General features: G+C 50.5%; 24 protein-coding genes. 12 read left to right on the forward strand and 12 right to left on the reverse strand.

What is annotated here, in order from left to right; all coding sequences use genetic code 11:
* Nucleotides 1–631 precede the first annotated feature (631 nt).
* From AB1656_01535 to AB1656_01550, 4 genes are all read right to left on the reverse strand, one after another.
* The gene (locus AB1656_01535) at nucleotides 632–1,303 is read right to left on the reverse strand and encodes a prepilin-type N-terminal cleavage/methylation domain-containing protein (protein ID MEW6234044.1); all 672 of its coding nucleotides are present in this window, start codon (nucleotides 1,301–1,303) and stop codon (nucleotides 632–634) included.
* Nucleotides 1,304–1,644: 341 nt separating this feature from the next.
* Complete coding sequence (thrS, locus tag AB1656_01540) at nucleotides 1,645–3,507, reverse strand: threonine--tRNA ligase (GenBank protein MEW6234045.1); 1,863 nt, start codon at nucleotides 3,505–3,507, stop codon at nucleotides 1,645–1,647.
* Nucleotides 3,508–4,674: 1,167 nt separating this feature from the next.
* Entirely contained in the window at nucleotides 4,675–6,000 is a 1,326-nt protein-coding gene (locus tag AB1656_01545) for an NCS2 family permease (GenBank protein MEW6234046.1), read from the reverse strand.
* A 60-nt stretch (nucleotides 6,001–6,060) separates the two neighbouring features.
* Complete coding sequence (locus AB1656_01550; protein ID MEW6234047.1) at nucleotides 6,061–6,813, reverse strand: hypothetical protein; 753 nt, start codon at nucleotides 6,811–6,813, stop codon at nucleotides 6,061–6,063.
* 226 nt (nucleotides 6,814–7,039) lie between these two features.
* On the opposite strand from AB1656_01550, the gene AB1656_01555 reads away from it, so the two are divergent.
* The 5 genes from AB1656_01555 to AB1656_01575 all read left to right on the forward strand — a co-directional run bounded on the left by AB1656_01555 (nucleotide 7,040) and on the right by AB1656_01575 (nucleotide 10,756).
* Nucleotides 7,040–7,516, forward strand: coding sequence for a hypothetical protein (locus AB1656_01555; GenBank protein MEW6234048.1), 477 nt, complete (start codon nucleotides 7,040–7,042; stop codon nucleotides 7,514–7,516).
* Nucleotides 7,517–7,574: 58 nt separating this feature from the next.
* Complete coding sequence (locus tag AB1656_01560; GenBank protein MEW6234049.1) at nucleotides 7,575–7,937, forward strand: STAS domain-containing protein; 363 nt, start codon at nucleotides 7,575–7,577, stop codon at nucleotides 7,935–7,937.
* Nucleotides 7,938–8,041: 104 nt separating this feature from the next.
* Nucleotides 8,042–8,857, forward strand: a complete 816-nt coding sequence (locus AB1656_01565) for an undecaprenyl-diphosphate phosphatase (GenBank protein ID MEW6234050.1) — start codon at nucleotides 8,042–8,044, stop codon at nucleotides 8,855–8,857.
* 28 nt (nucleotides 8,858–8,885) lie between these two features.
* Nucleotides 8,886–9,872: a lysylphosphatidylglycerol synthase transmembrane domain-containing protein gene (locus AB1656_01570; protein MEW6234051.1), complete on the forward strand. Its 987-nt coding sequence runs from the start codon at nucleotides 8,886–8,888 to the stop codon at nucleotides 9,870–9,872.
* The gene (locus AB1656_01575; GenBank protein ID MEW6234052.1) at nucleotides 9,869–10,756 is read left to right on the forward strand and encodes a sugar phosphate isomerase/epimerase family protein; all 888 of its coding nucleotides are present in this window, start codon (nucleotides 9,869–9,871) and stop codon (nucleotides 10,754–10,756) included. The genes AB1656_01570 and AB1656_01575 overlap by 4 nt, the downstream gene beginning before the upstream one ends.
* Here the strand turns inward: AB1656_01575 and AB1656_01580 are convergent.
* From AB1656_01580 to raiA, 6 genes are all read right to left on the reverse strand, one after another.
* The gene (locus AB1656_01580; protein ID MEW6234053.1) at nucleotides 10,753–11,052 is read right to left on the reverse strand and encodes a DUF167 domain-containing protein; all 300 of its coding nucleotides are present in this window, start codon (nucleotides 11,050–11,052) and stop codon (nucleotides 10,753–10,755) included. The two genes, AB1656_01575 and AB1656_01580, sit on opposite strands and share 4 nt — an antisense overlap.
* Nucleotides 11,024–12,823 carry a phosphoenolpyruvate--protein phosphotransferase gene (ptsP, locus tag AB1656_01585; protein MEW6234054.1) on the reverse strand — a complete coding sequence of 600 codons (1,800 nt, stop codon included), beginning with the start codon at nucleotides 12,821–12,823 and terminating at the stop codon, nucleotides 11,024–11,026. Before ptsP ends, AB1656_01580 begins: the two co-directional genes overlap by 29 nt.
* Complete coding sequence (locus tag AB1656_01590) at nucleotides 12,801–13,085, reverse strand: HPr family phosphocarrier protein (GenBank protein MEW6234055.1); 285 nt, start codon at nucleotides 13,083–13,085, stop codon at nucleotides 12,801–12,803. Before AB1656_01590 ends, ptsP begins: the two co-directional genes overlap by 23 nt.
* Before the next feature lie 5 nt (nucleotides 13,086–13,090).
* Nucleotides 13,091–14,053: an HPr(Ser) kinase/phosphatase gene (hprK, locus tag AB1656_01595; protein MEW6234056.1), complete on the reverse strand. Its 963-nt coding sequence runs from the start codon at nucleotides 14,051–14,053 to the stop codon at nucleotides 13,091–13,093.
* Entirely contained in the window at nucleotides 14,050–14,529 is a 480-nt protein-coding gene (locus AB1656_01600) for a PTS sugar transporter subunit IIA (GenBank protein MEW6234057.1), read from the reverse strand. The genes hprK and AB1656_01600 overlap by 4 nt, the downstream gene beginning before the upstream one ends.
* Nucleotides 14,530–14,609: 80 nt before the next feature.
* Nucleotides 14,610–15,161: a ribosome-associated translation inhibitor RaiA gene (raiA, locus tag AB1656_01605; GenBank protein ID MEW6234058.1), complete on the reverse strand. Its 552-nt coding sequence runs from the start codon at nucleotides 15,159–15,161 to the stop codon at nucleotides 14,610–14,612.
* A 633-nt stretch (nucleotides 15,162–15,794) separates the two neighbouring features.
* Between raiA and AB1656_01610 the strand changes: the two genes are divergently transcribed.
* The 6 genes from AB1656_01610 to bioA all read left to right on the forward strand — a co-directional run bounded on the left by AB1656_01610 (nucleotide 15,795) and on the right by bioA (nucleotide 23,914).
* Nucleotides 15,795–18,176: a hypothetical protein gene (locus AB1656_01610; GenBank protein MEW6234059.1), complete on the forward strand. Its 2,382-nt coding sequence runs from the start codon at nucleotides 15,795–15,797 to the stop codon at nucleotides 18,174–18,176.
* Between the two features lie 471 nt (nucleotides 18,177–18,647).
* Nucleotides 18,648–19,862 carry a response regulator gene (locus AB1656_01615; GenBank protein ID MEW6234060.1) on the forward strand — a complete coding sequence of 405 codons (1,215 nt, stop codon included), beginning with the start codon at nucleotides 18,648–18,650 and terminating at the stop codon, nucleotides 19,860–19,862.
* A gap of 267 nt (nucleotides 19,863–20,129) precedes the next feature.
* Nucleotides 20,130–20,984 (forward strand): hypothetical protein, encoded by an 855-nt coding sequence (locus AB1656_01620; GenBank protein MEW6234061.1) that lies wholly within the window; start codon nucleotides 20,130–20,132, stop codon nucleotides 20,982–20,984.
* 156 nt (nucleotides 20,985–21,140) lie between these two features.
* Complete coding sequence (locus AB1656_01625; GenBank protein ID MEW6234062.1) at nucleotides 21,141–21,743, forward strand: prepilin-type N-terminal cleavage/methylation domain-containing protein; 603 nt, start codon at nucleotides 21,141–21,143, stop codon at nucleotides 21,741–21,743.
* A gap of 93 nt (nucleotides 21,744–21,836) precedes the next feature.
* Nucleotides 21,837–22,559 (forward strand): dethiobiotin synthase, encoded by a 723-nt coding sequence (gene bioD, locus AB1656_01630; protein MEW6234063.1) that lies wholly within the window; start codon nucleotides 21,837–21,839, stop codon nucleotides 22,557–22,559.
* Nucleotides 22,526–23,914 carry an adenosylmethionine--8-amino-7-oxononanoate transaminase gene (gene bioA / locus AB1656_01635; protein MEW6234064.1) on the forward strand — a complete coding sequence of 463 codons (1,389 nt, stop codon included), beginning with the start codon at nucleotides 22,526–22,528 and terminating at the stop codon, nucleotides 23,912–23,914. The genes bioD and bioA overlap by 34 nt, the downstream gene beginning before the upstream one ends.
* A 9-nt stretch (nucleotides 23,915–23,923) precedes the next feature.
* Here bioA and AB1656_01640 read toward each other — a convergent pair whose 3' ends face one another.
* On the reverse strand, nucleotides 23,924–24,250 hold the full coding sequence (locus AB1656_01640) for a type II toxin-antitoxin system RelE/ParE family toxin (protein MEW6234065.1): 327 nt from the start codon (nucleotides 24,248–24,250) through the stop codon (nucleotides 23,924–23,926).
* Nucleotides 24,250–24,510, reverse strand: coding sequence for a type II toxin-antitoxin system ParD family antitoxin (locus tag AB1656_01645; GenBank protein ID MEW6234066.1), 261 nt, complete (start codon nucleotides 24,508–24,510; stop codon nucleotides 24,250–24,252). Before AB1656_01645 ends, AB1656_01640 begins: the two co-directional genes overlap by 1 nt.
* A gap of 196 nt (nucleotides 24,511–24,706) precedes the next feature.
* On the opposite strand from AB1656_01645, the gene AB1656_01650 reads away from it, so the two are divergent.
* On the forward strand, nucleotides 24,707–24,981 hold a 275-nt coding region (locus tag AB1656_01650), incomplete at its 3' end, for an AbrB/MazE/SpoVT family DNA-binding domain-containing protein (GenBank protein ID MEW6234067.1).

The raw sequence follows: 24,981 nt of genomic DNA on the forward strand, positions 1-24,981 counted from the left end.
GCTTGGGCATGGAACGGCGCTATTTCTCCGGCTTCTCTACGCGCGCCACCTACGACGCGAAGCCCCAGAAATGCCAAAATTCCCTCTCTTCCGCTGTCTTCTACGCCTCTCAATAGCCAAACTTCAGTTCCTCTCCCAAGATGGGGAGAGGATGGGTGAGGATTGATATTATTATCCTTATAATCCCCTCACCCTAACCCTCTCCCAGAGGGCCTGATCTTTACCCACAAGTATTGAGGTATTCATGAATGCCTGAATCAGGATTGTCGGGAATAAAGAATAACCAAGTTGGTTAGTCAACCCGCCGTTAAAACGGCGGAGTATTGTCGTTTGCCCCTTTCAAGGGGCATTTGATAATAGCCCTTTCAAGGCTGGGAGAGAAAAACGCATGTTAACTCCATAGAATCCGAATTGTCCGTAAAATCTGCGATTCGAAATTTTCGTGGTATTCGCGCCCTTTCGTGTTTTCGTGATCCGGAAACGTAAAAAATGAAACCTCCTTCCGCCCTTGATTAATGGGGCGCCTAGGGCAAGGTTGTTTTTTACCCTTGAGTAATCCCCTCGACTTGTGGGTAAAGATCAGCCCAGAGGGCGAGGGAATTTTATGTCATATTCTTAATAAGCCTTGGTATTACGGGAAATGCAATCCGCCGGGAAAGCAGAGAATGTTTCCCTGGCTGAGGAGTCCGTTCGTGGGATCGTAGCGGTTCCAAAGGCTGAAACGCGAACGGACGAGAATGCTTCCATCTGGATTTAACACACGGTGATTCTTGTCCGGCCCTACGCTGTAAACCACCCAGCGGGTTGGTACTTTCGAGCAATCGCTTTCTTGGTAATCCGGCGCCGTTCCTAAAAGCGTTCCGTTGGCGTCCACTGGCACGCGGACCGGCTTGATGGGTGAAAATTCACCCGTAATGTTGAATCCGAAGCCGCAGCGTTCGTAGTAGAGAAAAGGATTTCCCCCGTTGGCTTCATTGCCTTCTCCATAAAGAAAAGGATCACGAAGAACGGATTGGACGTAAGGCGTCGGCGTCGTCAATCCGGCGGGACCGTTAGGATGATTGGGCGGAAAACCGGCGGGCATTTGCCATTCGATCCCCCCTTGATCCAAAACGTAAGGATAATCGCCGTGATCCAGATAATACATTTCCAATCCCATCGCCAATACGCGCAAATCGTTATGGGCGCGGCTGACTTTGGCTTTCGTCCAGGCGTTTAAGAAATTCGGAACGGCGATCATCGCCAATACGCCGATAATCGCTACGACGATCAACAATTCAATTAAAGTGAAACCTCTTTTCATGATCTGTCTCCTCATTTTTTGTTAAATCCATGCTTCATACGATCATTAAACTAATCAATAATTCTATATAGAATTTTTCTGATATATTAGTATAACATTAGTATAAAGGGAAATCAAGGTAGATTTATCATTTTTTTTTCCGCCATCCATGCGAGACTTATTTTCTAATAACGTTTGACCAAGACGGATCGAATCAATGCTTCAAATAATAAATCTCAACAAAAAAGCCGGCTCCTGTTGAAGCCGGCCATACTATTCTTGCTTATTTTTAATAGAGCCTATTGGTTATTTATTCGAATTACGCTGCGTATAGATGAATGATATAAAAAAAATTACGCCCACTAATCAGCTTTACTTTTCTCCGTCAAATTCAGCGAACGGCTGCCGTTGATCTTCTTCAACAACGATTCGAATTCTCCGATCGGCATGGCGCCCAAATCTTCGTTCGTGCGCAGGCGCAGGGAGACAGATTCATTTTCCATTTCCCGCTTGCCCACAACGAGCATGTAGGGAATTTTTTGCAATTGCGCGTCGCGGATTTTAGCGTTCATGCGCTCGGAGCGGTCGTCCACTTGCACGCGGTAATCCTGCTCGAGGAAGCGCTGCGCCAGTTTGTGGGCGAATTCCGTCTGTGTATCGGCAATAGGGATGATTACGGCTTGCACCGGCGCCAGCCAAACCGGAAACGCCCCGGCGTACAGTTCGATCAAGTAGGCCATCATGCGCTCCATCGTACTGATGACGCCGCGATGGATCATAACCGGACGATGCTCCCCGCCATCCTCGCCGATGTAGTGGAGATCGAATTGATTGGGGAGATGGAAATCGATCTGCACCGTGGAATATGTCTCCTCGCGCCCCATCGTATCGCGCAGCTGGATGTCTAATTTCGGGCCGTAGAAAGCCGCTTCGCCTTCCGCTTCGACGTAGGGCAGCCCTAGTTCATCCATCGCTTCTTTCAGCATCGCCTGCGCTTTTTCCCACATCTCGTCGTTCTTCACGTATTTCTCGTCGTCTAGTGGATCGCGGTAAGATAGGCGGTAACTGTATTCTTTAATGCCTAAAATTTTATAAGCGGTTTCGACCAATTGCACTACGCCGGAAAATTCCTGCTGAATCTGATCGGGACGGCAAAAGATATGCGCGTCGTTGAGCGTCATGCCGCGCACGCGCGAAAGCCCGCCCACTACGCCGGAACGCTCGAAGCGGTACTGCGTTCCCAACTCCGCGATCCGCAGCGGCAGTTCGCGGTAGCTGCGCTTGGCGGAGGAATATATTTGAATGTGATGGGGGCAATTCATAGGCCGCAGCACCAGGCTTTCCGTCTCCAACTCGATAGGCGGAAACATATCGTGCTTGTAGTGCTCCCAGTGGCCGGATTTTTTATAAAGATCTACTTTGGCCAGCGCAGGCGTGCAAACGTGCGAATAGCCGCGCTTGCGCTCCAGTTCCAGGATGAAACTCTCCAACAACCGCCGGACCGTTGCTCCCTTCGGCAGAAGTAAAGGGAAACCGGAGCCGACAAGCTCGCTAGTCATATACAATTCCAACTCGCGGCCCACGCGGCGATGGTCGCGCTTCTTAGCTTCTTCCAACCGGTTCAAGTAATCGGTCAATTCCGCTTCGCTGCGCCAGGCCGAGCCGTAAATGCGGGTAAGCATGGGATTCTTTTCGCTGCCCTTCCAATAGGCGCCCGCGATCTTAATCAGCTTGACGGCGTTGGCGGGGATGCGTTGCGTGTTGTCGACATGCGGCCCGCGGCAGAGATCGGCGAAGGAATCGTGTTGATAAATCGTCAAACGGCTTTCTCCTCCCGCCGTTATCTTATTGCCGTCTTCGTCGAAACGGCCTTCGACGAGGTCTTTAATGAGTTCCAGTTTGAAGGGTTGATCCTTGAAAATCTCGCGGGCTTCTTGCGCCGTAACTTCTCTGACAGCGAACGGATGATTCCCTTGAATAATCTCCTTCATCCGATTTTCAATCCATCCCAAATCCTCCTCTTCCAGTTGGCGGGGAAGATCGAAGTCGTAATAGAAGCCGTCTTCTACGGGCGGGCCGATAGCGATTTTTGTTCCCGGAAATCGGTCGAGGACGGCCTGAGCCATGACGTGAGCGGCGGAATGCCGGATCTTGTAGAGTTCCGCATCGTAGCCTTTAGGGATGGATTCTTCGAATTGCTGTTCGAGTTTTTGCTGACCGGACACAATAAACCTCCATGAGATGAAGAAATAATAGACTGAAACGCCGCCATGTTTCTGAGCAGGCGATTATGGTAAACCAGCATCGAATGGGAATGAAAGCGGATTCCGCTATCGCCGAAAGACGGTTTCGATGGATCAACGTCCATTCGGTTATTATTCTAGGATTCCGGCGATTCCGTACTCTGGTTTTATCATCATAGCATCGAGATAAGAATTTTTCCCGCCATACGAACGCCGCCGACGGTTTTTCCCCAGCGCAAGGAAAGTGATAGGAGGATGGAAGGAAAAGAAAAAGAGGGCATAAATGAGGAAGGAGTCACCATTTAACCTGATGACTCCCTCCTTAACTGTCCATTGGCATGCGTAGATGCCTCCATGTTCGTTGTGATCCCCAAAGGGACCTTTTACCGCTCCAACTCCTAAAGGCCTTTCTTGCGAGGCGGAAGGCTTTTGCGCCAATTATCCTCGCTGCGGGCTGTTTTGGTCGCCCAGACTCAAGAGCGAGCAAATCGCTGTTCTCCCCGATTCCGCTCTTCTTAAAGTCCTTTACGAGTCGTCTACCAAACCCCGTAGGGTCCTCGATCCCGAAGCCAATGGCGACACCGCCACTTTAACCTTCGGCGCGGGCTATTCGGAGCCCAATCCAGAGAGCATTGAGACTTTGCATCTCTCTTTTTACTCTCTACTAAACATTATAATGGAAAAAGTCCTTCTTTGGCAAGTGTTTTATTCGAATTGGCGAAACTTTTTTTGCGGTTCGTAATGGAGGTTTGGAGAGACGCATTGCTGGCGGAAATAAAGAGTATATAAATACGGAAGGGGCCGCCCGCTTTAAGGATGACCCCTTCCTTAGATACTCGGCAGCATATTGTAGAAAGCCCACTCCTTTCCTCTATCCCTTCCCGGGATATGAGATCGCAAACCCTTTTTCGGGATCGCAGTCCAAGGCGTACGGAACTTTCGTCCCCGCAACCTCAGTATAGGCTTTCAGGGCGCCTTGACCCAAGAGCGGAGAGCAACTCGGCTCATCCCATGCTCTTCACTATTACATTATAGCGGAAAACACATGGCTTTGGCAATAGTTTTTTTTCAATTTTTAATTTTCTTTGTAAATTTTCCCGTTGTTATGATACGAACGCGCCCCAAATAGGTTGTTGGCGGGCGATTCTTTTATATGGATAGATAGAAATACCGGAAAGCGAAAATGACGGAAATGACGAGAAGAAAAAGATTGAGGTCCCGCCATCGCCCTGTGAAGATTTTCAAAAGGGTATAACTCATAAATCCAAAGGCGATGCCCTCCGTGATGGAAAAACTGAACGCGATCAACATGATCGTCAGAAAAGCGGGAATGCTATCGGTTGGCTCGTCCCAAGGAATGAACTTCACGCCCCGCATCATCATAAAGCCGACCATTATCAAGGCGGGAGCGATGATGGGATAGACTTGCATACCCGGCTGTACCTCAATGGCCTTGCCCAACATCTCTACGAGGGGATAAAAGAAAAGCGCCAGCAAAAACAGGACGCTGGTGACGACGCTTGCCAATCCCGTGCGGGCGCCCTCGCCGATGCCGGCGCAAGACTCCACGTAACTGGTAACGGTCGATGTGCCCAACACGGCGCCCGACACGGTCCCGATGGCGTCCGACATAAACGCTTGGCGCGCCCGGGGCAATTCGCCCCCGCGCATAAAACCGCCCAATTCCGCCACCCCTACCAGCGTTCCGATGGTGTCGAAAAGATCGAGGATGAAGAAAACGAAGATGACTTGCATTACGCCCAACGCCAAGGCGTCCTGGGGACGCAGCGCTAAAAACGTCGGCGCTAGCGATGGCGGCATGGAAAAAGCGCCCTTGTAGGAGATCAATCCCATGGCCAGCGCCGCCATAGCGGATACCGCCATCCCCGCCAGAATGGCCCCCCGCGCCCGCCAGCATGTCAGAATCAGCGCCGTCATCAATCCCAATCCCGAAATGACGACGCTAGGATTCGTCAAAACGCCGATGCTCACCAACGTGTTGGGATCGTCGACGACGACGCCGGCCCATTCGAATCCCGTAAGGGCGATCATCAATCCGATACCTACGGCGATGCCGAATTTCAACGAATCCGGTATCGCGTTCATCACCTTCGACCGGATGCCATAGGCTCCCAAAAGCAGAAACAAAAGGCCGGAAATTAAAAGCGCTCCCAGCGCCGCTTGCCAGGAAATGCCCAGACGCCCGCAGACGATGAAAGCGAAAAAGGCATTGTGTCCCATGCCCGGCGCAAGAGCGACGGGATAATTCGCCCAGACGCCCATGATGAACGTGGCCAACGCCGAGGAAAGGCAGGTCGCCGTCATCACCGCGCCGAAATCCATCCCCGTTGTCTGCAGCATCACCGGCTGGACGAAGATGATGTAAGACATGGTAAGAAAGGTGACGATTCCCCCGACGACCTCGCGCCGCATCGTCGTGTTGTTTTCAGAGAGGTGAAACCAATTTTCCAACATGCCGATCCTCGTTCCTCCGCGAGGCGGAACAGACCGCCCCGCCTCGCAGCGTTCGAAAAGTTATTTCGCCATTCCAGGAAACGTGATGGCTATGTTCGAGATAACCAGATTCTTCAAATCCAATTCATCCATGCCGGGGCTGCGGCCGAATACCGCTCTCAGCGATTGGGCGTCATAAAGACGGGGAGCGTACTTGACGACGGCGACCGTTTGACCTCCCAAGCGGAGCGTCGCTTCGCCCATGCTCCAAGCGATGGATATTTTGTAGACTTGATCCGGAAATAGGGGAACATCGGAGGAGGTGACAACGGTTTCTATTCCCTCCACGCCCTCCGGCAACCCTTTTACGTAATGATCGATCGGCGCGGCGGCGGCGGGAAATTTCTTGATGGTCCACAGGAAATCAAACGCCGGTTTGGGGTACGAGTTTAGCGTCAAAGCGACGCGGTAGGGATTGAAAAGGACGTATGGATCGGCGTAATCGCCCAAGTCGGTGGGTTCGTACAAGGAGAAAAAGGTGGAATTTTTCGCCGAACGATCCAAGCCTTTCGCCTCGAAAACGATAAGGCCTTGCGTCATTCCCGGAAGATCGTATATCAGTTTTCCCGCCGCTCCCGGCTTCCAGCCTTCCTTGACGAACTCTCCTCCATCCACTTTTCCAACGCTGGCGCTTCCCAGCAAGGAATCCGAAACAATGGGGCTTTTCACCTTCGCCTTGATAAAAGAATCCTCCATGCAGCCTGCGCATAGAAGAAATCCAAAACACAACGCAAGCAATCCTAAAATCCTGCTAGAATTTCGCATCGGCTTCATTGTCTGTATTCGCTCCTTTGAGTTTCTATCGGTTCGAGGGATTGTATGTCGCTTCGCATTCTACTAAAAGAGTGGAATAATTGCCAGAGATTCGAGGCTCTTGCAAAATTCATAAAATTCGCTTTTTAATTCTCCCCCCAAGATTGGGGGGAGTTAGAGGGGGGTTGATTTTAATAGACTTTAAGACAACCCCCTCCTAACCTCCCCCAGGCTTGGGGGAGGAATAATGGAATTTTGCAAGAGGCTCATTCGAAAAAAAACTAAAAAATCGCTGCGAATCGTTCTCTATTCCGCCGGGTGGGGCCGCCGCCGCTTCGGCGCAAGTCCTGGAACCGTAATTGAAGGTATCATGACGCGAATCCAATGTCTGCGCGAAGGCAACGTCGATCTCCTCCTTCTCGAAGGAGTATTGGATGACGAGGCTTTGGAAAATATGGGGAAAACCATATCGGCGCTGCGGCAGCAAGGGAGTAAAAAAATTCTCTGGCTGGGAACGGGACTGGAAAAAATCGAAACCCGCGAATCGTTGCGATTGATAAGCCCGGTGCGGATATTCTGCCGCATGGGAGGAAAAATCGCTCTGGCGGAGTTCGGCGGCAAACCGTTGGATATCATTCTCAAAACGGCATGGCGTCGTTATTTGAATGTCTTCAAAACCAAGGAAGAAGCGCTATCCTTTCTTGACCCCAAGCCCAACCCTTGATTCAATGAAACCGCCAACGGACAAAAAAAACGATGGTTTCTACTGAGGAGTCGAAGGAATGATAAAAATCGAAATCCGCAAAAAAGACAAAATCTGCATCCTCGATTTGAATGGCGCGCTGGATTTGGACGGCGCGAAAATCTTGAAAGAATCCATCGAAAGGGCGCGCAAAGAAAGCGGAGGCAAAATATTGATTAATTTTACGGGTGTGAGGAATGTGCAAAGCACGGTTCTGCAATCCCTTGTTACTCCGATTAAAGTCGTGGCGTCTATCGGCGGAATCGTAGGCTTTTTTGGCATGTCGGCCGGCGTTCATAAAATGATGAAGAGCGCTATGTTTTATCCGATTATTACCGTCTATGAGACTGAGGAGGAAGGACTAGCTGGTTTTGGCTATTCCGCAGAGAAGAAGGAATCGTAATCCTTCCGCCCGTTCCCCTCACCCTTGCCCTCTCCCATAAGGCGAGGGAAATTCAATGCGCGTTATTCGTTGAAAAGATTTAAACGAGAATCGATCCAACATTCATGAACTCGATAGAATCCATTTTTCTGGGAATCCTGCAAGGGTTGACGGAATTTCTACCCATTTCCAGTTCGGGCCATCTCGTAGTCGCCGAACATTGCTTGAACTTGAACGTATCGGAACTTCTTTTTTTCGACGTTCTTCTTCACTTCGCCACCCTTCTGGCCGTATGTTTCTATTTCCGGCGGCGATTGTTCGCGCTGGCCGGCGCCGGCTTGACGTTCTTTGGCGGCAAGCCCTTCGCGCCGGAGGCCGCCCGCGACCGAACGTTCATCCTCGCCATTCTCCTGAGCAACCTCATTACGGGAGGATTCGGCCTTCCCCTGGAAAATACCTTGGAGAAGATGCGGGATCAGCTCTTTCTCGTGGGAACGTCATTTATCGTAACAGGCTGTTTCTTATTGACGACTCGTCTTTGGGGAAGAAATAAAGAAGCCGCGAAGGACGATTTTCCCATGAATCCTTGGATCTTCGCCGCCGTGCTGGGATTGGCGCAGACCGTGGCGATTCTACCGGGCGTATCCCGGTCGGGCGCGACGATTTGCGCTTCCTTGCTGTTAGGATCATCCGCCGCTTTCGCCGTGGAATATTCGTTCTTGTTGTCCGTCCCCATCATCTTCGCCGCCACGGCGCTCGAAGCGATGAAAGCAGAAATGACCGTCGCGCTTCTTCCCTGCATCTTGGGTTTCGGCGCCGCTTTCCTTTCCGGCATGTTCTTTCTATGGCTGTTGTCGTTGATCGTAAAAACGGGCAAAATCCATCGATTCGCTTATTACGTCATACCGCTTGGCTTATGGGTGTTGTGGATGTCGATTTAAAGAATCGCGAACGAACCTACAGAAATTTATGAACATCCGAAAAAAACTCCTCGCCGTCATTGCCGCCGCCGCCCTTCTCTATCTCGCGGGCTGTCTTTGGACCGGCTGGGACCTCATATTGCAATCGTTCAAGCAATTCCGTTGGAGCGTCTTGCCCTTCTGTTTGGCTCTGGCGTTCCTCAACTATATCGTTCGCTTTTGCAAGTGGCATTATTATCTTCGCCTTTTGAATATCCCATTGCGCCCCGCCGCTTCGTTTCAAGTTTTTTTGTCGGGACTGACGATGTCGGCCACGCCGGGCAAATTCGGCGAAGTGTTCAAATCCTATCTCGTCAAACAGATTAACGGGACGGCGGTCAGCAAATCGGCGCCCATCGTGCTCGCCGAACGTTTTACGGATTTCATCGCCTTGCTCCTCATGAGCCTTATGGGCGCGGCGATGCTGCCCAACGGCGGCGCCGTCTTCGGCCTCTGCGCCGTCATCGTCGCCGCCATCCTGATCGCCGTCAGTTGGAAAGCGGCGGCGGAAAAATTAATTGTTCTAAGCCGTTCGCTGCCCCTGATCGGCGGACATTCTGAAAAGCTGCGCGTCTCCTACGAGAGCATATATCTCCTCGTTTCTCCCAAACCCTTGCTCTTGACTACGGCGATCAGCGTCGCATCCTGGTTCTGCGAATGCGTCGCCTTCTATCTCGTTCTTTGGGGATTCGACGCGCCTATACCCATCGTTCCCGCAACGTTCATTTACGCTTTCGCCACGATACTAGGCGCGCTGCTGATGACGCCAGGCGGCGTTGGACCGACGGAAGGCGCCTTGGGCGGCTTGCTCGTCCTGCTGCAATCCGTTCCCAAGGGGATCGCCGCTTCAGCGACGGTCATCATCCGCCTTTGCACGCTCTGGTTCGCCGTCGCCGTAGGATTGACGGTCTTGGGACTCTGCTCGAAAACCTTCGTCTCCCTTCCCGATGACGGAGGATTTGAAAATACGATCGGAAAAGAAAGGGTAAAATCATGAAACGAAGATGTTTTATCCATACGACCGGCGGCGCTCTCTTCGCCGCGAACGCTCTACCAACGGCCGCTGGAGAAAGTGAGGCGGCTATGCAAGAAAAATTCCATATCTCAGTGGCCGCATGGTCATGGCACAAAATGTTTTTCAATGGGGAGATCAAGCAGATCGATCAACCCAAACTCGCCCGCGAAGCGGGAGCGACAGGTCTCGAATTGGTCAACGCCTTCTTTCCCTCTCCGCAATATAGTTATTTAAAGAAATTGATGAAAACCGCCGAGAGCGAGGGCATCCGCATTTTGTTGATTATGTGCGACGACGAAGGCGACTTCTCTTCGCCGGACTTTCGCGAGCAGCGCCAGGCGATCGTCAATCATCGCAAATGGATCGATATCGCCGCCGTTTTGGGGTGCCATAGCATCCGCGTCAACGCCGGAGAAAAACACATATCGCCGGATGAGGACATGAAAACCGCCGCCGCCAGTTTCTACGAATTGTGCCAATACGCTCGCCAATACGGTCTCAACGTCATCATCGAAAATCACGGCCAGCGCACGGAAGATCCGAAATGGCTGGCGAAACTTATCGAAACCGTCGCAGCGCCCAATTTCGGAACCCTGCCCGATTTCGGTAATTTCCCGCAGGGAACCGATCTCTATAAAGCCATTGAAACGCTGATGCCTTACGCCAAAGCCGTCAGCGCCAAATGCTACGACTTCGACGAAAAGGGAAACGAAACCAAGATCGACTTCTCCCGAATGATGGATATCGTCCTCAAAGCCGGATATCAAGGCTTCGTCGGCGTCGAGTTCGAAGGCGATCGCATGAGCGAAATCGAAGGAACCAAGGCAGGCGTGAAATTGCTGCAACGCATTCAGGCGGGCAGCTAAACGATTTCCGCCAAACGGTTTTCGATCGCCCTCTTCTCCATTCCGGAGAGGAGTATTTTTTTGGAGCGCGAATTCTCTCCCGATAGTATGCGAATTTGGCTTTTGGGGAGGGAAAACGTTTTCGCCAGGAGTTGGACGAGTTCCTTGTTGGCTTGGCCGTCGACGGGGGGAGAGTGCAGGAATACCTTCAACTCCTGGCCGTGGACGCCCGCAATTCGCGATTGCGCCGCTTTGGGCGCAGCCCGCACCGCTAGAATAACGCCCTCGTCAGACGCTTGCAAGAATGTTGGATTCATGGAGTTCCGCAATCAAATCGTCCCGGTCCGGCAACAAGGATCGCAACGCATCGGCCAACGCCCGCTTGACCTTTTCCACGCTGGGCAATTCGAGCACATGAGCGCCGAATTCGCGCAGCGCATCCATGCGCACGGAGCGAACCACCTGCTTGATGGCGGGAATCGACGTGGGGGCCATCGACAAGCGTTCAATGCCGATCGCCAGCAGCATCAACACGCATACGGGATCGCTGGCCATCTCCCCGCAAACATCCACCGGCAGGTTAAATTCCCGCCCCGCTTTCACGACCATGGAGATCATCCGCAAGACGGCGGGATGAAGCGGCTGATACAGATGCGCGATTTTCTCGTTGCCCCGGTCTACGGCGAGCGCGTATTGAATCAAGTCATTGGTGCCGATGCTGAAAAAATCGAGTTGCGGCGCCAGATCCCGCGCCACCATCACAGCGGAAGGAACTTCGATCATGGCTCCGATGGGAATCTTCTCGTCGAAGACCTTGCCCTCTTTCCGCAATTCTTCTTTCATCTGAGCGACGAGATCGTTCGCTTCCTTCAATTCGGAAGGGCCTGAAATCAGGGGATACATAACTCGCAAGTTTTTCGAAGCGCTGGCGCGGAGAATCGCCCGCAGTTGCGTGCAAAAAATCTGCCGATTCTCCAAAGAAAAACGGATCGCCCGGCAGCCGAGGTAAGGATTCAATTCGTCGGATGCATTCAATGCGTGAGCGAATTTATCCCCGCCGATATCCAACGTGCGGATGATGACGGGATCGGGCGCCAAGGTCTCGGCCACCTGGCGGTAATCCTGGTATTGCTCCTCTTCCGTGGGAATCGCGACGCGGTTCAAAAAAAGATATTCCGTCCGGTAGAGGCCCACGCCGCGCGCGCCGTATTTGTCGATGGCGGCGCACTCGGAAGCGAACTCGATATTGGCGGCCAAATCGATGTAATAGCCGTCCAGCGTGATCGGTTCCAGCCGTCCGATATCGATCAATCTGGATTGTCGCACCTGGAATAGATTCAGCTTGGCGCGGTAATCCCGAAGATCGTCCTCGGATGGGTTGACGATCACGACGCCGGAATGGCCGTCGAGGATGACGAGGTTGTTCTCATGGGCGAATTGGGATATGTGATGCACGCCCACGATGGCGGGGATTTCCAGCGCCCGGGCCAGGATCGCCGTATGGGACGTTTTGCCCCCCGCTTCCGTAACGAATCCCAACACTTTTTCTTTTCGCATCGACGCCGTGTCCGAAGGGGAGAGGTCTTTGGCGACGATCACCGACTCTTCCTCCAAATCTTCCAGGGATTGCGTCTGCACTCCCCTCAAGGCGTCCATAATGCGGCGGCAGATGTCTTCTACATCCTTGAAGCGTTCCCGGAACAGGTCTGGAAGATGGGCGTATCGTTTGCGGCTTTCGCGGACGACGAGGGAGAGAGCGTATTCCGCTCCATGCCGTTCCTCGCGAATCAACTGAGCCGTACGATCGACGAGCATTGAATCTTTGAGCAAAAGCAGGTGCATGGAAAGGATATCGCCCAGCGCTTTATCTTCGCCGCGCGCATTCACCCGTTTTCCCATTTCCTGAAGCTGGTTCCTCGTGGTTTCAATAGCGTCCAGAAATCGCCGAACTTCCGATTCGATGTTCGGTTTGAGCACCGTAGATTCACCCACGTCCAGGGTGGATACGTGGAAAAGCCGGGCATGGCCGATGGCCACTCCCGGCGAAACGCCCAATCCCAATAACTTAATCTTCCCCGAATTTGTCATTGACGAGTTTCCGTATCGCTTCGAGGACTTTATCCGCATCCGGCCCTTCCGCGCGCACTTTGATCTGGCTTCCCTGTTCCGCGGCCAAGGTCAATACGCCCATGATGCTTTTCCCGTCCGCCTCCAGTCCGTCTTTTTCGATGGTGACCATCGAGCAATTCAAGCGGGATATGGATTGCACCAATAACATGGCGGGTCTGGCGTGCAATCCCAGCTCGTTAAGAATCGTAAACGTTTCTTCGCGAATTTCCGATGGAGACATAGGTTTCAAAGATCCTCATGTTTTTTCATGGACCGGATCAGCTTCTCGTCGAACTCTTTAGCCATATGAACACCCGCCGACTTCAACTTGTAATCCAATACCGCCACTTCGACGATGGTTGCGATGTTGCGGCCCGGCTTGATGGGGATGGTGTAGCAGGATTTTTCGATGCCAAGAATCGTCGTGATCTTGTCTTCGATTCCCAGTCGCTCGTATTCTTTTCCCGAGTCCCACTCCTCCAACTGAATCACCAAATCCACTTGCTTGGTCATGCGCACGCTTTTCGGCCCATACATGCGGCTGACGTCGATGATGCCGATTCCGCGCACTTCCATATGATAGGGAACGGGGGATCGTCCCGTCCCCACCAGCTTCGAAAACTGGGTGCCGCGAATATAGATGAGATCGTCCGCTACGAAAGCATGTCCCTTCGACAACAGTTCCAGCGCGCACTCGCTTTTGCCGATGGAACTGGGGCCGGTAATCAAAACGCCGACGTTGAAGACGTCCATCAAAACGCCCCGCCTGACAACGTAGGGGCTAAGTTCCAGTTCCAACGCATCCCACAAGCGCTTCGTGAAGATGGTTGTATTGTGGGTGGAGCGTAAAATGGCGACTTTGTGTCGCTCCGCATATTGCAGAATTTCGGGAAACAATTCGAGATCGTTCGTAACGACGACGCAAGGCGGCAGCAGAGAAAAAATCCTTTCCAGGTTTTTCAGAACGGCTTCGTCCCGCCGATGGCTTTCTAGGTAAGCCATTTCTCCGGAACCGAAGATTTGAACCCGGTCCGGCTGGTATTTCTCGAAGAAACCCGTCAACTCCAGCGCTGGCCGGTTCAATTCCGGGCGCAAAATATTACGGTTTAATCCTTCCGGCGGGCCGCACGCCCGGACGTTCAAATCGTCGAACTCGAGCAGCCGCCGCACCGGCAGCGGATCCGGCATGAAGATGCGTTCTTGCGTCATGATGCGCCCGTAGCCGCAGAAGGCTCATGAATTTTACATAGGATGGAATACGCGTCGTCAGGAGTTTTCGCTTTCAACAACTCTTCGCGGGCCGACGCTTTGCTTAACAAACGGGTTAAGGAAGCCATGACTTTCAAATGCTGCCCCGGCGCAGAACGGGGAGCCAGGATGAGAAAAAAGATATACACCGGCTCTTGATCCAACGCGTCAAAATCGACGCCTTCCGGCGTAAAGCCGCAGGCCACGCATATCTCCTTGACTTCCACACATTTAGCGTGGGGCAACGCTACGCCATGCCCAATTCCAGTGCTGCCGACCTCTTCTCTTTCCATCAACGCTTCAAAAATGGCCTGCCGGTGCGGCAACTGCTTGACCGACGCCACCAAATCGACCAGTTCGGAGATGGCTTCCGTTTTGTTTTTCGCTTCGAGGGGAACTTTGATACATCGCGGAGAAATCAGATCCAACAGGTTCATAACGTTATTTCCCGTCGCGTCTCGTTTGGATTTTCGATTTCGGATATTCGTTACTCGGTTGCGCGGAAAAGTGCGGCGTTTTACGCATCCGGTTCGATAAGACCGTAATTGCCGTCCTTCAGGCGATAGATAACGTTTAAGCGTTCATTGGTGGAATTTTTAAAAACGAGAAATTCCTGATCGATCAAATCCATCTGCATCGCCGCTTCGTCAACCGACATGGGCTTAATAGTGAATCTCTTGGTATGGATTACTTGGGGAGACGGTCTCATCCCTTCGATGTCCTCTTTTTCGAAGACGGACACGTTGAGGTTGATGCCTAAATCCTCTTTCGTCTTTTTGGATTGATGATCGACTAGCCGTTCCTTATGCTTCCTTAACTGCGCGTCCAGTTTGTCCACGACTTTATCGATAGACGCATACAAATCTTCTGACTTCTCCTCGCCGTGAATGACGAGTCCGTTGGCCTTGACCGTTACTTCGGCCACTTGGTTGATCTTTTGCGTATACAGAACGACGTGCACGTCGATCACGCGGGGGAAATACTTCTTCAACTTCATGAGACGCTTCTCGAGATACTCCCGAATCGCCTCGCTAACCTCAACTCGCCGGCCTACAATGGAAAGTTGCACTGCGTTCACCTCCTGGAATCCGTCCTCTGCGCCGTTATTGTTGGATACGGCGAGGGAGAAGACGATTCCGCGATTTTATTTATACGGCTGAAAGAGCTTATTATAGCCTCGCGCATTCCCAAATAAGAGTGGAAACGCTCGTTCAAGACGGAAATTGCCTTCAGCGGGGATTTACCGCAAAAAAATCCTAAATCCACAGATTTTCCCGCCGCAGGGCAAATTGATCCGGCGAGATCGCCGCCTGTCGGCTTTCACTTCTCCCTGGAACGCATCCGTTGTATCTTAAGAAAGCTTCAGGATTGTATAGATCGGAAGAGTAAATCAAAGCCGAACGCATAGTAACGCCATCGTATGCGCGTTGCCATGGTCTGAATCTGGAAATCCCTGGGAATAATGTCTATTCAATACCGTCATGCACGAATTTATTTTTGTAAGATGAGGCTCTTGCAAAATGGATAAAGTCTACGCTTTAATTCTCCCCCCAAACTTGGGGGGAGTTAGAGGGGGGTTGATTTTATTAGGTTTAAGGCAACCCCCTCCTAACCTCCCCCAAGCATGGGGGAGGAAAAAAAGGAATTTTACAAGAGGCTCAGATGAGTGAATACGGCGATTAAGAATTCCAGAGATCGATCTATGGAAAAAAAATCTTCCCATATCCCTTGCCTGTTGGCGCTCTTTTTGCCCGTCGCCGTCTTCCATTGGAAAATTATCTTTCTGGGCTGGATTCTTTGCGGGGGCGATATGATCAATCAATTCGTTCCCTGGCGGGAATTCGCTCTGGAGGAAATTCGCAACGGCCGTTTTCCTTTCTGGAATCCTTACGTCTTCTGCGGCGCGCCCTTCGCGGCGAATATCCAGACATCTCTTTTTTATCCCTTCAACCTGTTCAATCTTTTCTTCAGCGTGGAAAGGACGTTTTCTCTCTCGCTCGTATTCCATCAGAGTTTGGCTCAATTGGCGATGTATTGGTTTCTCTGGAAACTCTGGGGATCGAAATCCGGCGCCGTTCTCGGCGCTTTGGTTTACGGTTGGTCTGGCTTTTTCATCACGCATGGCTCCGACGGCCATCTCATTCACATCCGAGCCTGCGCCTGGCTGCCATTAGTTCTTCATTTCCAGACGCAATGGCGGGAAAAACGAACGAAAACCAGCCTTGTTCTCTTCGCTTTCTCCCTTTCGGCGATGTTCTACGGCGGACATACTCAGATTCCATTGTATGTCTTTTATCTCGTTCTTTTGCGCGCTCTTTGGTGGGGTTTTGGGGATTGGAGAGCGTCAGGCCGTTGGCGTTCGATTCTTCCCCATCCCATCGCAACCGCCATTGGATTGGCCTTTTCGTTAGGCTTGGGGGCGCTAGTTCTATTTCCGTTGTTGCAACTTTCCCGGCATACGGCGGAGCGAGCCGGCGGCGCCCGCTACGAGTTCGCCGTTAACGATTCGCTCCCGCCCGCCCACTTGATTACGCTCGCTGCGCCGTTTTTTTATGGCATTCCCGCCAGCCCCGAAAAAGAGAATATCTTTTGGGAAACGCGCACGGGCTACCATGAAATATGCGGTTATGCGGGCGCATTTTCCTTATTGTTATTCATTTTGGCCTTTCTCCCCTCGCCGGAATCGGAAACGCAGCGCGGCGAATCGTTCCGGCGGCGCGAGGCGTATTTTTTCCTCGCCGCCGCGATGGGGGGCATTCTGTTTTCGTTGGGACGCTATACGCTTCTCTATTCCCTTCTCTACTACGGCCTTCCGGGTTGGAGCTATTTTCGCGTTCCCGGACGGCTGGTTTTATTGTATATCCTAGGCGCGTCGGTTTGCGCCGCCCGCGGATTGTCTTTGTGCGAACATTCCGATTGGAAAAAAATCAAGGATGCCGCCGCCATTAAAATCGCCGCCGTTTTATCGATAGGATTAGCCGCTTTCGTTCTCATTCTCGCCTTGTCCAAACCCGCCGTTCTCCACTATCTCCGAGATGTCGAAATCGACCGCACAATCATGGAATACCGGCTTTGGAATGCCAACCGCACCGCCATCAGCGCCCAATTGCCCGATCGTCTTTTTGCCATCAGGTACAGTTGGATGCTGAAATCCAGTTTAATAGCGATCGGTTTCTTGGCGGCGGGCGGACTTTCTCTCTTGGCGATGAAAAAGATCGGGAAAACTTATGGATGGCTGTTTCCCGCCGCTGTAGTTTTATTGGACCTGTTCCTTTTCTCTTATCGGTTTTTCCCCGCCAAACCGGCGGAAGCATGGCGGAAGGAGTATTTCCCCCAAACGGAATTGGTCTCCTTTCTGCAAAAAAACGCTCAAGGATGGCGCGTCCTATGCCTGGATGACGCTATTGGTTATCCAGGATTGGATTCCCATCCCGAACTGCGTCCCAACCGCCTCATGCATTACCGCATCGAAACGGCGCGCGGCTACGATCCCATTATCCTAAAATCCTTCACCCGATACGCGAATCGGATGTTCGGACATCCCCCAGAGACTCCTCAAGGGGGCTTATTGTTTTTCCCTACGGTTCCAGAACAGGATTATTTGAACGACATGAATATCCGGTATATTGTTACTACTCAAACCTTGAATCCTCCTTATCGTGAAGTATGGCGTGAAGCAGCTTCCCCCATGAAAATCTACGAAAATCCCAGCGCAAAATCCCGGATATTTATGCAAGATTCCACTGTAGACAACCTCATCCAAGTAACAAAATCCACGCCGGTTGAAATTTTATTCTCAATCCAAAAGGAATTGTCCGTAGAGAAACCTCAAACCATAATATGGTCCCATACCGTTTATCCAGGTTGGCGATTCCAATCCAATGGCGAAAATCCATCCTTAGTTTTGTATGAAGACGTTTTTCTTGCGGGTCGCGTTAAAGCCGGCCATGAATCTCTCGCTTTCCGTTATGTTCCCGATTGGCCTTTCCATCTTGGCGCAACCGTTACTCTATTCTCTCTTTTCGCGGGGCTTATCGTTGGTTGGACGGAAAGAAAAAAAGCGCGTCCTAATTCGTTATTATAAGAGGCTCTTGCAAAATTAATAAAATCCGCTTTTAAATTCTCCCCCCAAGCTTGGGGGGAGTTAGAGGGGGGTTGATTATGTTAGACTTAAAGCAACCCCCTCCTAACCTTCCCCAAGCATGGGGGAGGAATTATGGAGTTATGCAAGAGGCTCATAAGATTTTACGTTATATTTCTACTCAATCGAATTCCTCCCAACGAATAAATAGAAACGTACAACCATTTGATTTTGCATCGCTAAAACAATATATAAATAAAAACCTATATAAAGTAATTTAAAAAAAATACCCAAAACCATATTCCTCTTTTTGATATTAAGATATAATTCTTAATAATAAATGCTTATAATATGGACTTTTAATGTAATAATACTTTACTTCTCGTCGGGGGCATTTATCTATTTGGAAGCCTCCCGCGGAACATCGAAATCACTTTTGCGAAAATAAACAAACTTAAAGGCGAGTGGCTTATCATGTCGAATCTCGTTGCCGAACCTATATCTTTGATTCCATCCGACTTGATTTCCTTAGTCCATGATGAAAATCCCCTGCTGCTGAAATATTCGCTTATCGGCGGTATGACACGAAAAGTAAGCCATGCCATGAATAACTATTTGACGGGGATGATCGGTTACATTCAATTGGCGGAGAAATCGGCGGGAGTGGACGCCAAAACACGCAAAAACATGACGCGGCTGCTTCAATGCTGCGAATCGGCCAAACTCTTGAATACGACTCTTGCCGAATTGTTCTCTCCTATCTCTCGCGAAGAATTCGTAGAGGATATCGGAGTATTCATGGATGACGTCTTGGCGTTCTGCAACCATATTTTTGGACCGAATTGTTCTATCGTTATCCGTGAAATCTCTCCTTCTATAAGGATCGCTGCGCCCGAAACGCCGTTGAAAGAAATGCTTCTCTATCTTTTGCTTCACGCCAATGAAACGATGAATGGCAAAGGCGAAATGAAAGTCAGCATCGGCATGGAGGATGGATTGTTATTCGATGTTTTGGAAAATTACGTTCCCTTCATCGTTATAGAAATCGAAGCCAATGCTTTAACGGAGGAAAATTCCAACGATCTTTCCCATGTTTGCCATACAGGTTCCATGAAAAAAATCGACAATTTCCAGGCTTCCGCTAGTCTGATTCTCGCCAAATCCCTTGCTTCTCAATGGGGCGGCGTCGTCGAATGCATCCAGATGGAGGAGAATCGGACGATCGATCGGCTTCGTTTGCCCCAAAGCCCCGCCGCCTCTTGGCATCGAGATAATACATCTCCATCTTTGGATGCTCTCTCGTTCCACACGCGGCCTATCCGAATCGTTTTACTGGAGGATCAAGAATTAATCAGTGAATTTCTGCAGATTTCATTAGAAAAAGAGGGGCACTCCCTGGAAATTTTCCATGACGGCCTCGAACTTGAACGCTATCTTTCGCATACGGATATCCAATTAATTGATGTTTTTATCTTGGATGTCCTGGTTCCTGGCCGATCGGGACTGGAAGTGGCTCGTTCCATTAGGAAAAAAAATCGCCATTCCAAAATTTTGTTTTACAGCGCCTTGTCGAACGAAGAAGACGTACGCCGGGAATTCTCATTGAACGACAATACGAGATTTCTTCCTAAGCCTTTCAAAAAGGAAGAATTATTTATGAGTTTGCACGAAATGACGTTGAAAAGTTGAGTCGCGAGAGGTATCGTCTATTCTAATAGAGGAGAGGCTCATGCAAAATTAATAAAATCCGCTATTAAATTCTCCCCCCAAGCTTGAGGGGGAGTTAGAGGGGGGTTGATTTTATTAGACTGAATGCAACCCATCCTTACCTCCCCATACTTGGGGGAGGAATTATAGAGTTTTTGCAAGAGGCTCGAGGAGAAACGTTTTGATTTTGTAACGGTTGGAATAGTATGCCATTTCTTACGTATTTGGGTAGGAAGTATTTTGAACTCGATGCCGCCTCAGACAACCAATCCTGCCATTGTAATGCTCGAAGGAGATAGTCAAGATATCTTCTTCGCTATTCAAGCGGAAGCGGACGCGTGCCAGCAAGATATTCGCGAAGCCGAACAAGAAGAACAAATCAGCGCCAAAGAGAGCGAACGGCTCGATAAAATCGTACAGGAAGAGATAAAAGACGCGGAAAAACGACGATTTATACTTGCCGCCGCCGATAATAAAATCAAACTGGCTTGGCAATCGCATCCGCGCTTGAAATTCGTAGAACAAAAACTCCAACCCAAAGGAAAAATATGGTGGCTGGCCTTTTTGCTTGACCTTCGTCCCCAAGACGAATTCGCCTCCTTAGAGAAGGATTTCTGCCTGAACATTCTCGAATCCGATCTGGCTCAATCCATAAACCATCGAATGGATTTGATGGTGAATTGGGATGAAATTTTAAAAGTTCACCATTCCCTGCTCGTCGCCGTCGCCAAGATTGTCGGACAAAGTTTATACACTATCGCCGAGCAGTTGCAGGATTCCCGCGCCATGGAAGACGTAAAACTGTTGCTTCATTCTCTGGATTTGAAAATAGACAAAAAGAGAATTAATATCTTCCGCACTCCCTTCAGCGAACTCCGAAACAGTTTCGAAACGGGACTCTTTCTTTTGGAAAGAACCTACGACAAGGTCATCCAGCTCCAAGTCAAAAGGAGAGAATTGCAGGAAGCAAAAAATCGCTTCGATTCCGCCAAAAAGAAAATGGAAGATAATTCTAAGAATAGTCAAGAATCCCGCTCCTCCGATTTAATGAATAAAACGCAGGCGGCAAGGAGAATGATTTATCAAGAGAAGAAAAAATTTTAAGCATCCTCACCCTCATTGCATTGATTCGCCATGCCGAACCTCATACATTAAAACGCCCTTGAGATTTCATTTTATTTGTCGGATAATCGATTCGTGGAATGTTATCGATCATTCGCTTCTGTTGCCATGATTTTTGGAAATACAAGGGAGAGGAATATGAAAAACAAGGCCTTCACTTTAATCGAGTTGTTAATCGTCGTCGCCATTATCGGCATTCTCGCCGCCATCGCCGTTCCCAATTTTCTCAACGCCCAAACCCGCGCCAAAATCGCCCGCGTGGAATCGGACTTGAAATCGCTTTCCACAGCCTTATCCATGTACCGGCTCGACAATAACAGGCCCCCCGACGACAGCCAACCCAGCCACGGGTGGGTGATATCCTACGCCCGGTTAACCACGCCGGTTTCGTATATGAGCGCGGTGCTGCCCGATGTTTTCCAGGCCGACGACGTTCTCATCAACGATAATACGGGGCATCGCATCGGCGGCCCCAACGGTCCTCTTTCCTACGATTACGGCACGGATAAATTTCATGGTTATAACGGCAGTCCCACCCACGTGTGGTATAAAGCCTGGAGAAATTCCACGTGGAAAATCGGCAGTTGCGGACCCGATAAAAAATATCTCAACGTCGCGCTTCCCGCTGGCGCCGGTTGGCTGGCAGGCAACTTTTACGACGCCAGTAACGGCCTCGTCTCTCCCGGCGATATCTTTCGCGGTGAAGAATTTTACAGTAAGGACAGCAAACAGAGAAACTGACTGGGGGACTGGGGGACATTAAGACATTGAGATTTGGGAGACGGGGAGAGTGTTCGCCTCTTTATACATTGAAGTTTTTTTGCGAGACGAACAATGAAAGGCTTTTTTATAACAGGAACCGATACGGGAATCGGGAAAACCCTAATTACATCACTCCTCGCTCTCGGTCTGCGCCGGCAAGGCGTTCATGTTTGTCCCGTCAAGCCTATTGGCGCTGGAGGCGTATTTATTGAGAATCGCCTAATCTCTGAAGACGTTCTCGTCTACCGCCGCGTGGCGGATATCGAGGAACCGGCGTCTTTGCTGAATCCCATCTGTTTTCAAAGAGCCGTTTCGCCCCATTTTGCGGCGGAGTTAGAAGGCCGCCCTATCGTTTCCTGCCAAATCATCAAATCCCTTGAAAAGATATCTGCCCGTTACGACGTTCTACTGGTAGAGGGCGTTGGGGGATGGATGGTTCCCCTGAACGGCGAGTATTTGGTCGCCGACTTGGCGAAAGCGTTGAAATTGCCGATTCTCGTCGCTTCCGCCAACCGTTTGGGAACGCTGAATCATACGCTGTTGACTCTTGCGTCAATTCGTCAAAGCGGCTGTTCCTTGGCGGGCGTTGTCTTCACTCATTCTCAGCCGGACGCGCCCGCCGATCTGGCGAGAAACAATATCGAAACCATAGAGAAAATCGGAAAGACCGCTATTCTGGGAAGCATCCCCTTTCTGGAACCGCAACTTTTAGAAAATCCCGATAGAGAATTATTATGGCGAAAAATTCGGAATGCGTTTCAATGGAATCAAATCATCCAACTCCTTACAACATAGAAGAGATCGAACGTTGGACGGATTGGGATCGACGCTATATCTGGCATCCTTTCACGCAGATGCAAGATTACGTCCAACAGCCGCCGCTCATCATTTCTCATGGCGAGGGCGCTTATTTATACGATATCCAAGGCCGCCGCTACTTCGACGGCAATTCGTCTCTTTGGGTATGCGCGCATGGGCACGGACGCCGGGAAATCACGCAAGCTATCCAACGGCAGGCGGAGAAAATTTCGCACTCCACCCTCTTAGGCCAGGCGAATATCCCCTCCATCGAGCTCGCCAAACGCCTTGTTGAAATCGCGCCGCCGGGCTTGGAAAAAGTATTCTATTCCGACAATGGATCAACGGCTGCCGAGATCGCTTTGAAAATGGCGTTTCAGTATTGGCGCCAAGCGCGTCCGCCGCGTTCGAAAAAGAAGACCTTTCTTAGCATTCACAACGCCTATCACGGCGACACGATCGGCGCCGTCAGCGTTGGCGGCATCGATCTTTTTCATGGAATATTCGGCCCGCTGCTCTTTTCCTGCTGCGCTATTCCCTATCCCGTTTATTCCAAATATACGTCCATAGAACCGCCGCAAACAATCGCCCAAAAATCGCTAGACGCCTGCGAACGCCTTTTGCGCGAACGCGCCGCCGAAATCGCCGCCGTCATCGTCGAGCCGATGATGCAGGGCGCGGCGGGGATACTTACCCAGGCGCCGGGATTTCTTATAGGTTTGCGCGACTTATGCCGCCGCTACGAGGTTTTTCTCATTTTCGATGAAGTGGCGACAGGTTTTGGCCGGACGGGAAAAATGTTCGCCTGCGAGCATGAGGGAGTCTCGCCGGATTTCATGTGTTTAGCAAAGGGACTCACGGGTGGCTATCTACCCTTGGCGGCGACGTTAACCACGCAGGAAGTCTTTGACGGATTCTTAGGCGAGTACGGCGAGTTCCGCGCTTTTTTCCACGGCCATACTTTTACCGGAAATCAACTCGGCTGCGCGGCGGCGTTAGCCAGCCTCGATTGTTTCGAGAAAGACCAGACGCTGCAACGACTGCAACCGATCATCGCCCACCTGGAACGACGGCTGGATTGTCTTTTCGAAACCAACGACCGCGTCGCCGACATCCGCCAAATCGGCATGGCCGCCGGAATCGATCTCGCCAGCAGCCGCGTTCGCAATGAATCCTACCGCGTAGAGGACGCCCTCGGCGCCAAGGTCTGCTTCGCCTTGCGCAACTATGGAATATGGCTCAGACCGCTAGGCAACACGCTGGTTCTTATGCCTCCGTTGATTGCGACGATCGAGGAAATCGATTATTTGATCGATTCCATCGATCAGTGCATGAAGGAAGAATTGACGTGAGGGATATGTTTAAAAGGGATTATCCTCTTCCAACAAAGTTGGAATATCTCGTGCGCTATGAATAATTCGTACTATATCAATACATTCATCTAAAACCTGATAAAAAATCAGATAGCGTTCGAAACCAGGAATAGGTAAAAAACGAATATTTACCAAATCAGGGTGCGAAAATTTCCAAGATTGGCCTATTAGAGGCATTTTGGCCAGTTCTTCAAATGCATATTCTGCGGCTTCTAAAAAGCGGATCGCGGCGGATATGTTATCGTTTCCGATATAATCGCAGATTTCTTCTAAGTCGATTATGACTTGATTTCTTTTTGCGATTCGGCGGATCATTATCGATTCCGCCGTTGGTTAAATCGTCCTACGATTTTCCGTTTCAAATCTTCCCAATCTTTCTTGGTCATCTCGGTGGAGGGACCGCTATTCAATCCTTTCAATAGCAAATTTTCTAACCGAATTTCTTCTTCGCGCCTCTGTTTTTCCCGAATCAACGAGCGGATGTATTCGCTGACGCTGCTATAACCGCCGCGTGCGGCTTCGGTTTGGACAAATTCTTTCATTTCCGCCGATAAAGCAATGTTCATGGTTTCCATTATACATATCTCCTATTAAGTAATTGTATCGCGATTTGGCAATATTTGCCATTCCATGGTCAAAATAGGAGTCGATAATTTTTCGTAAAAAACTCGCTTTACCCAAATATTCCGATTTGACAATAAGTTTCTCAATAGATAAACTGGTAAAGAAGTAAAGAATAACAAGCGAACATTATCCGCCGCGAGGAGCGCCATGCCCACGACCCGCATTAGTCCCAAACATCAGATTACCATCCCTAAACCGGTTTTCGACGCCGTGAGTTTGGAAGTCGGGGATGTTTTGGACGCCGCCGTTCATAACGGCAAAATCGTTCTTACTCCCAAACGCTTGGCTGACAAAGTCCCTGCGGCTAAATTCTCGCCCGCCGAACAGAAAATCCTTGTTCGCGCCCAAGCCAAAATCGAGCGCATCCAAAACGACTTGTTAAATTCCAAAGGTCTTACCGTCAAAGAAACCGAACTAGCCTC

It is taken from the genome of Candidatus Omnitrophota bacterium, assembly GCA_040755155.1.
Classification (GTDB): domain Bacteria; phylum Hinthialibacterota; class Hinthialibacteria; order Hinthialibacterales; family Hinthialibacteraceae; genus JBFMBP01.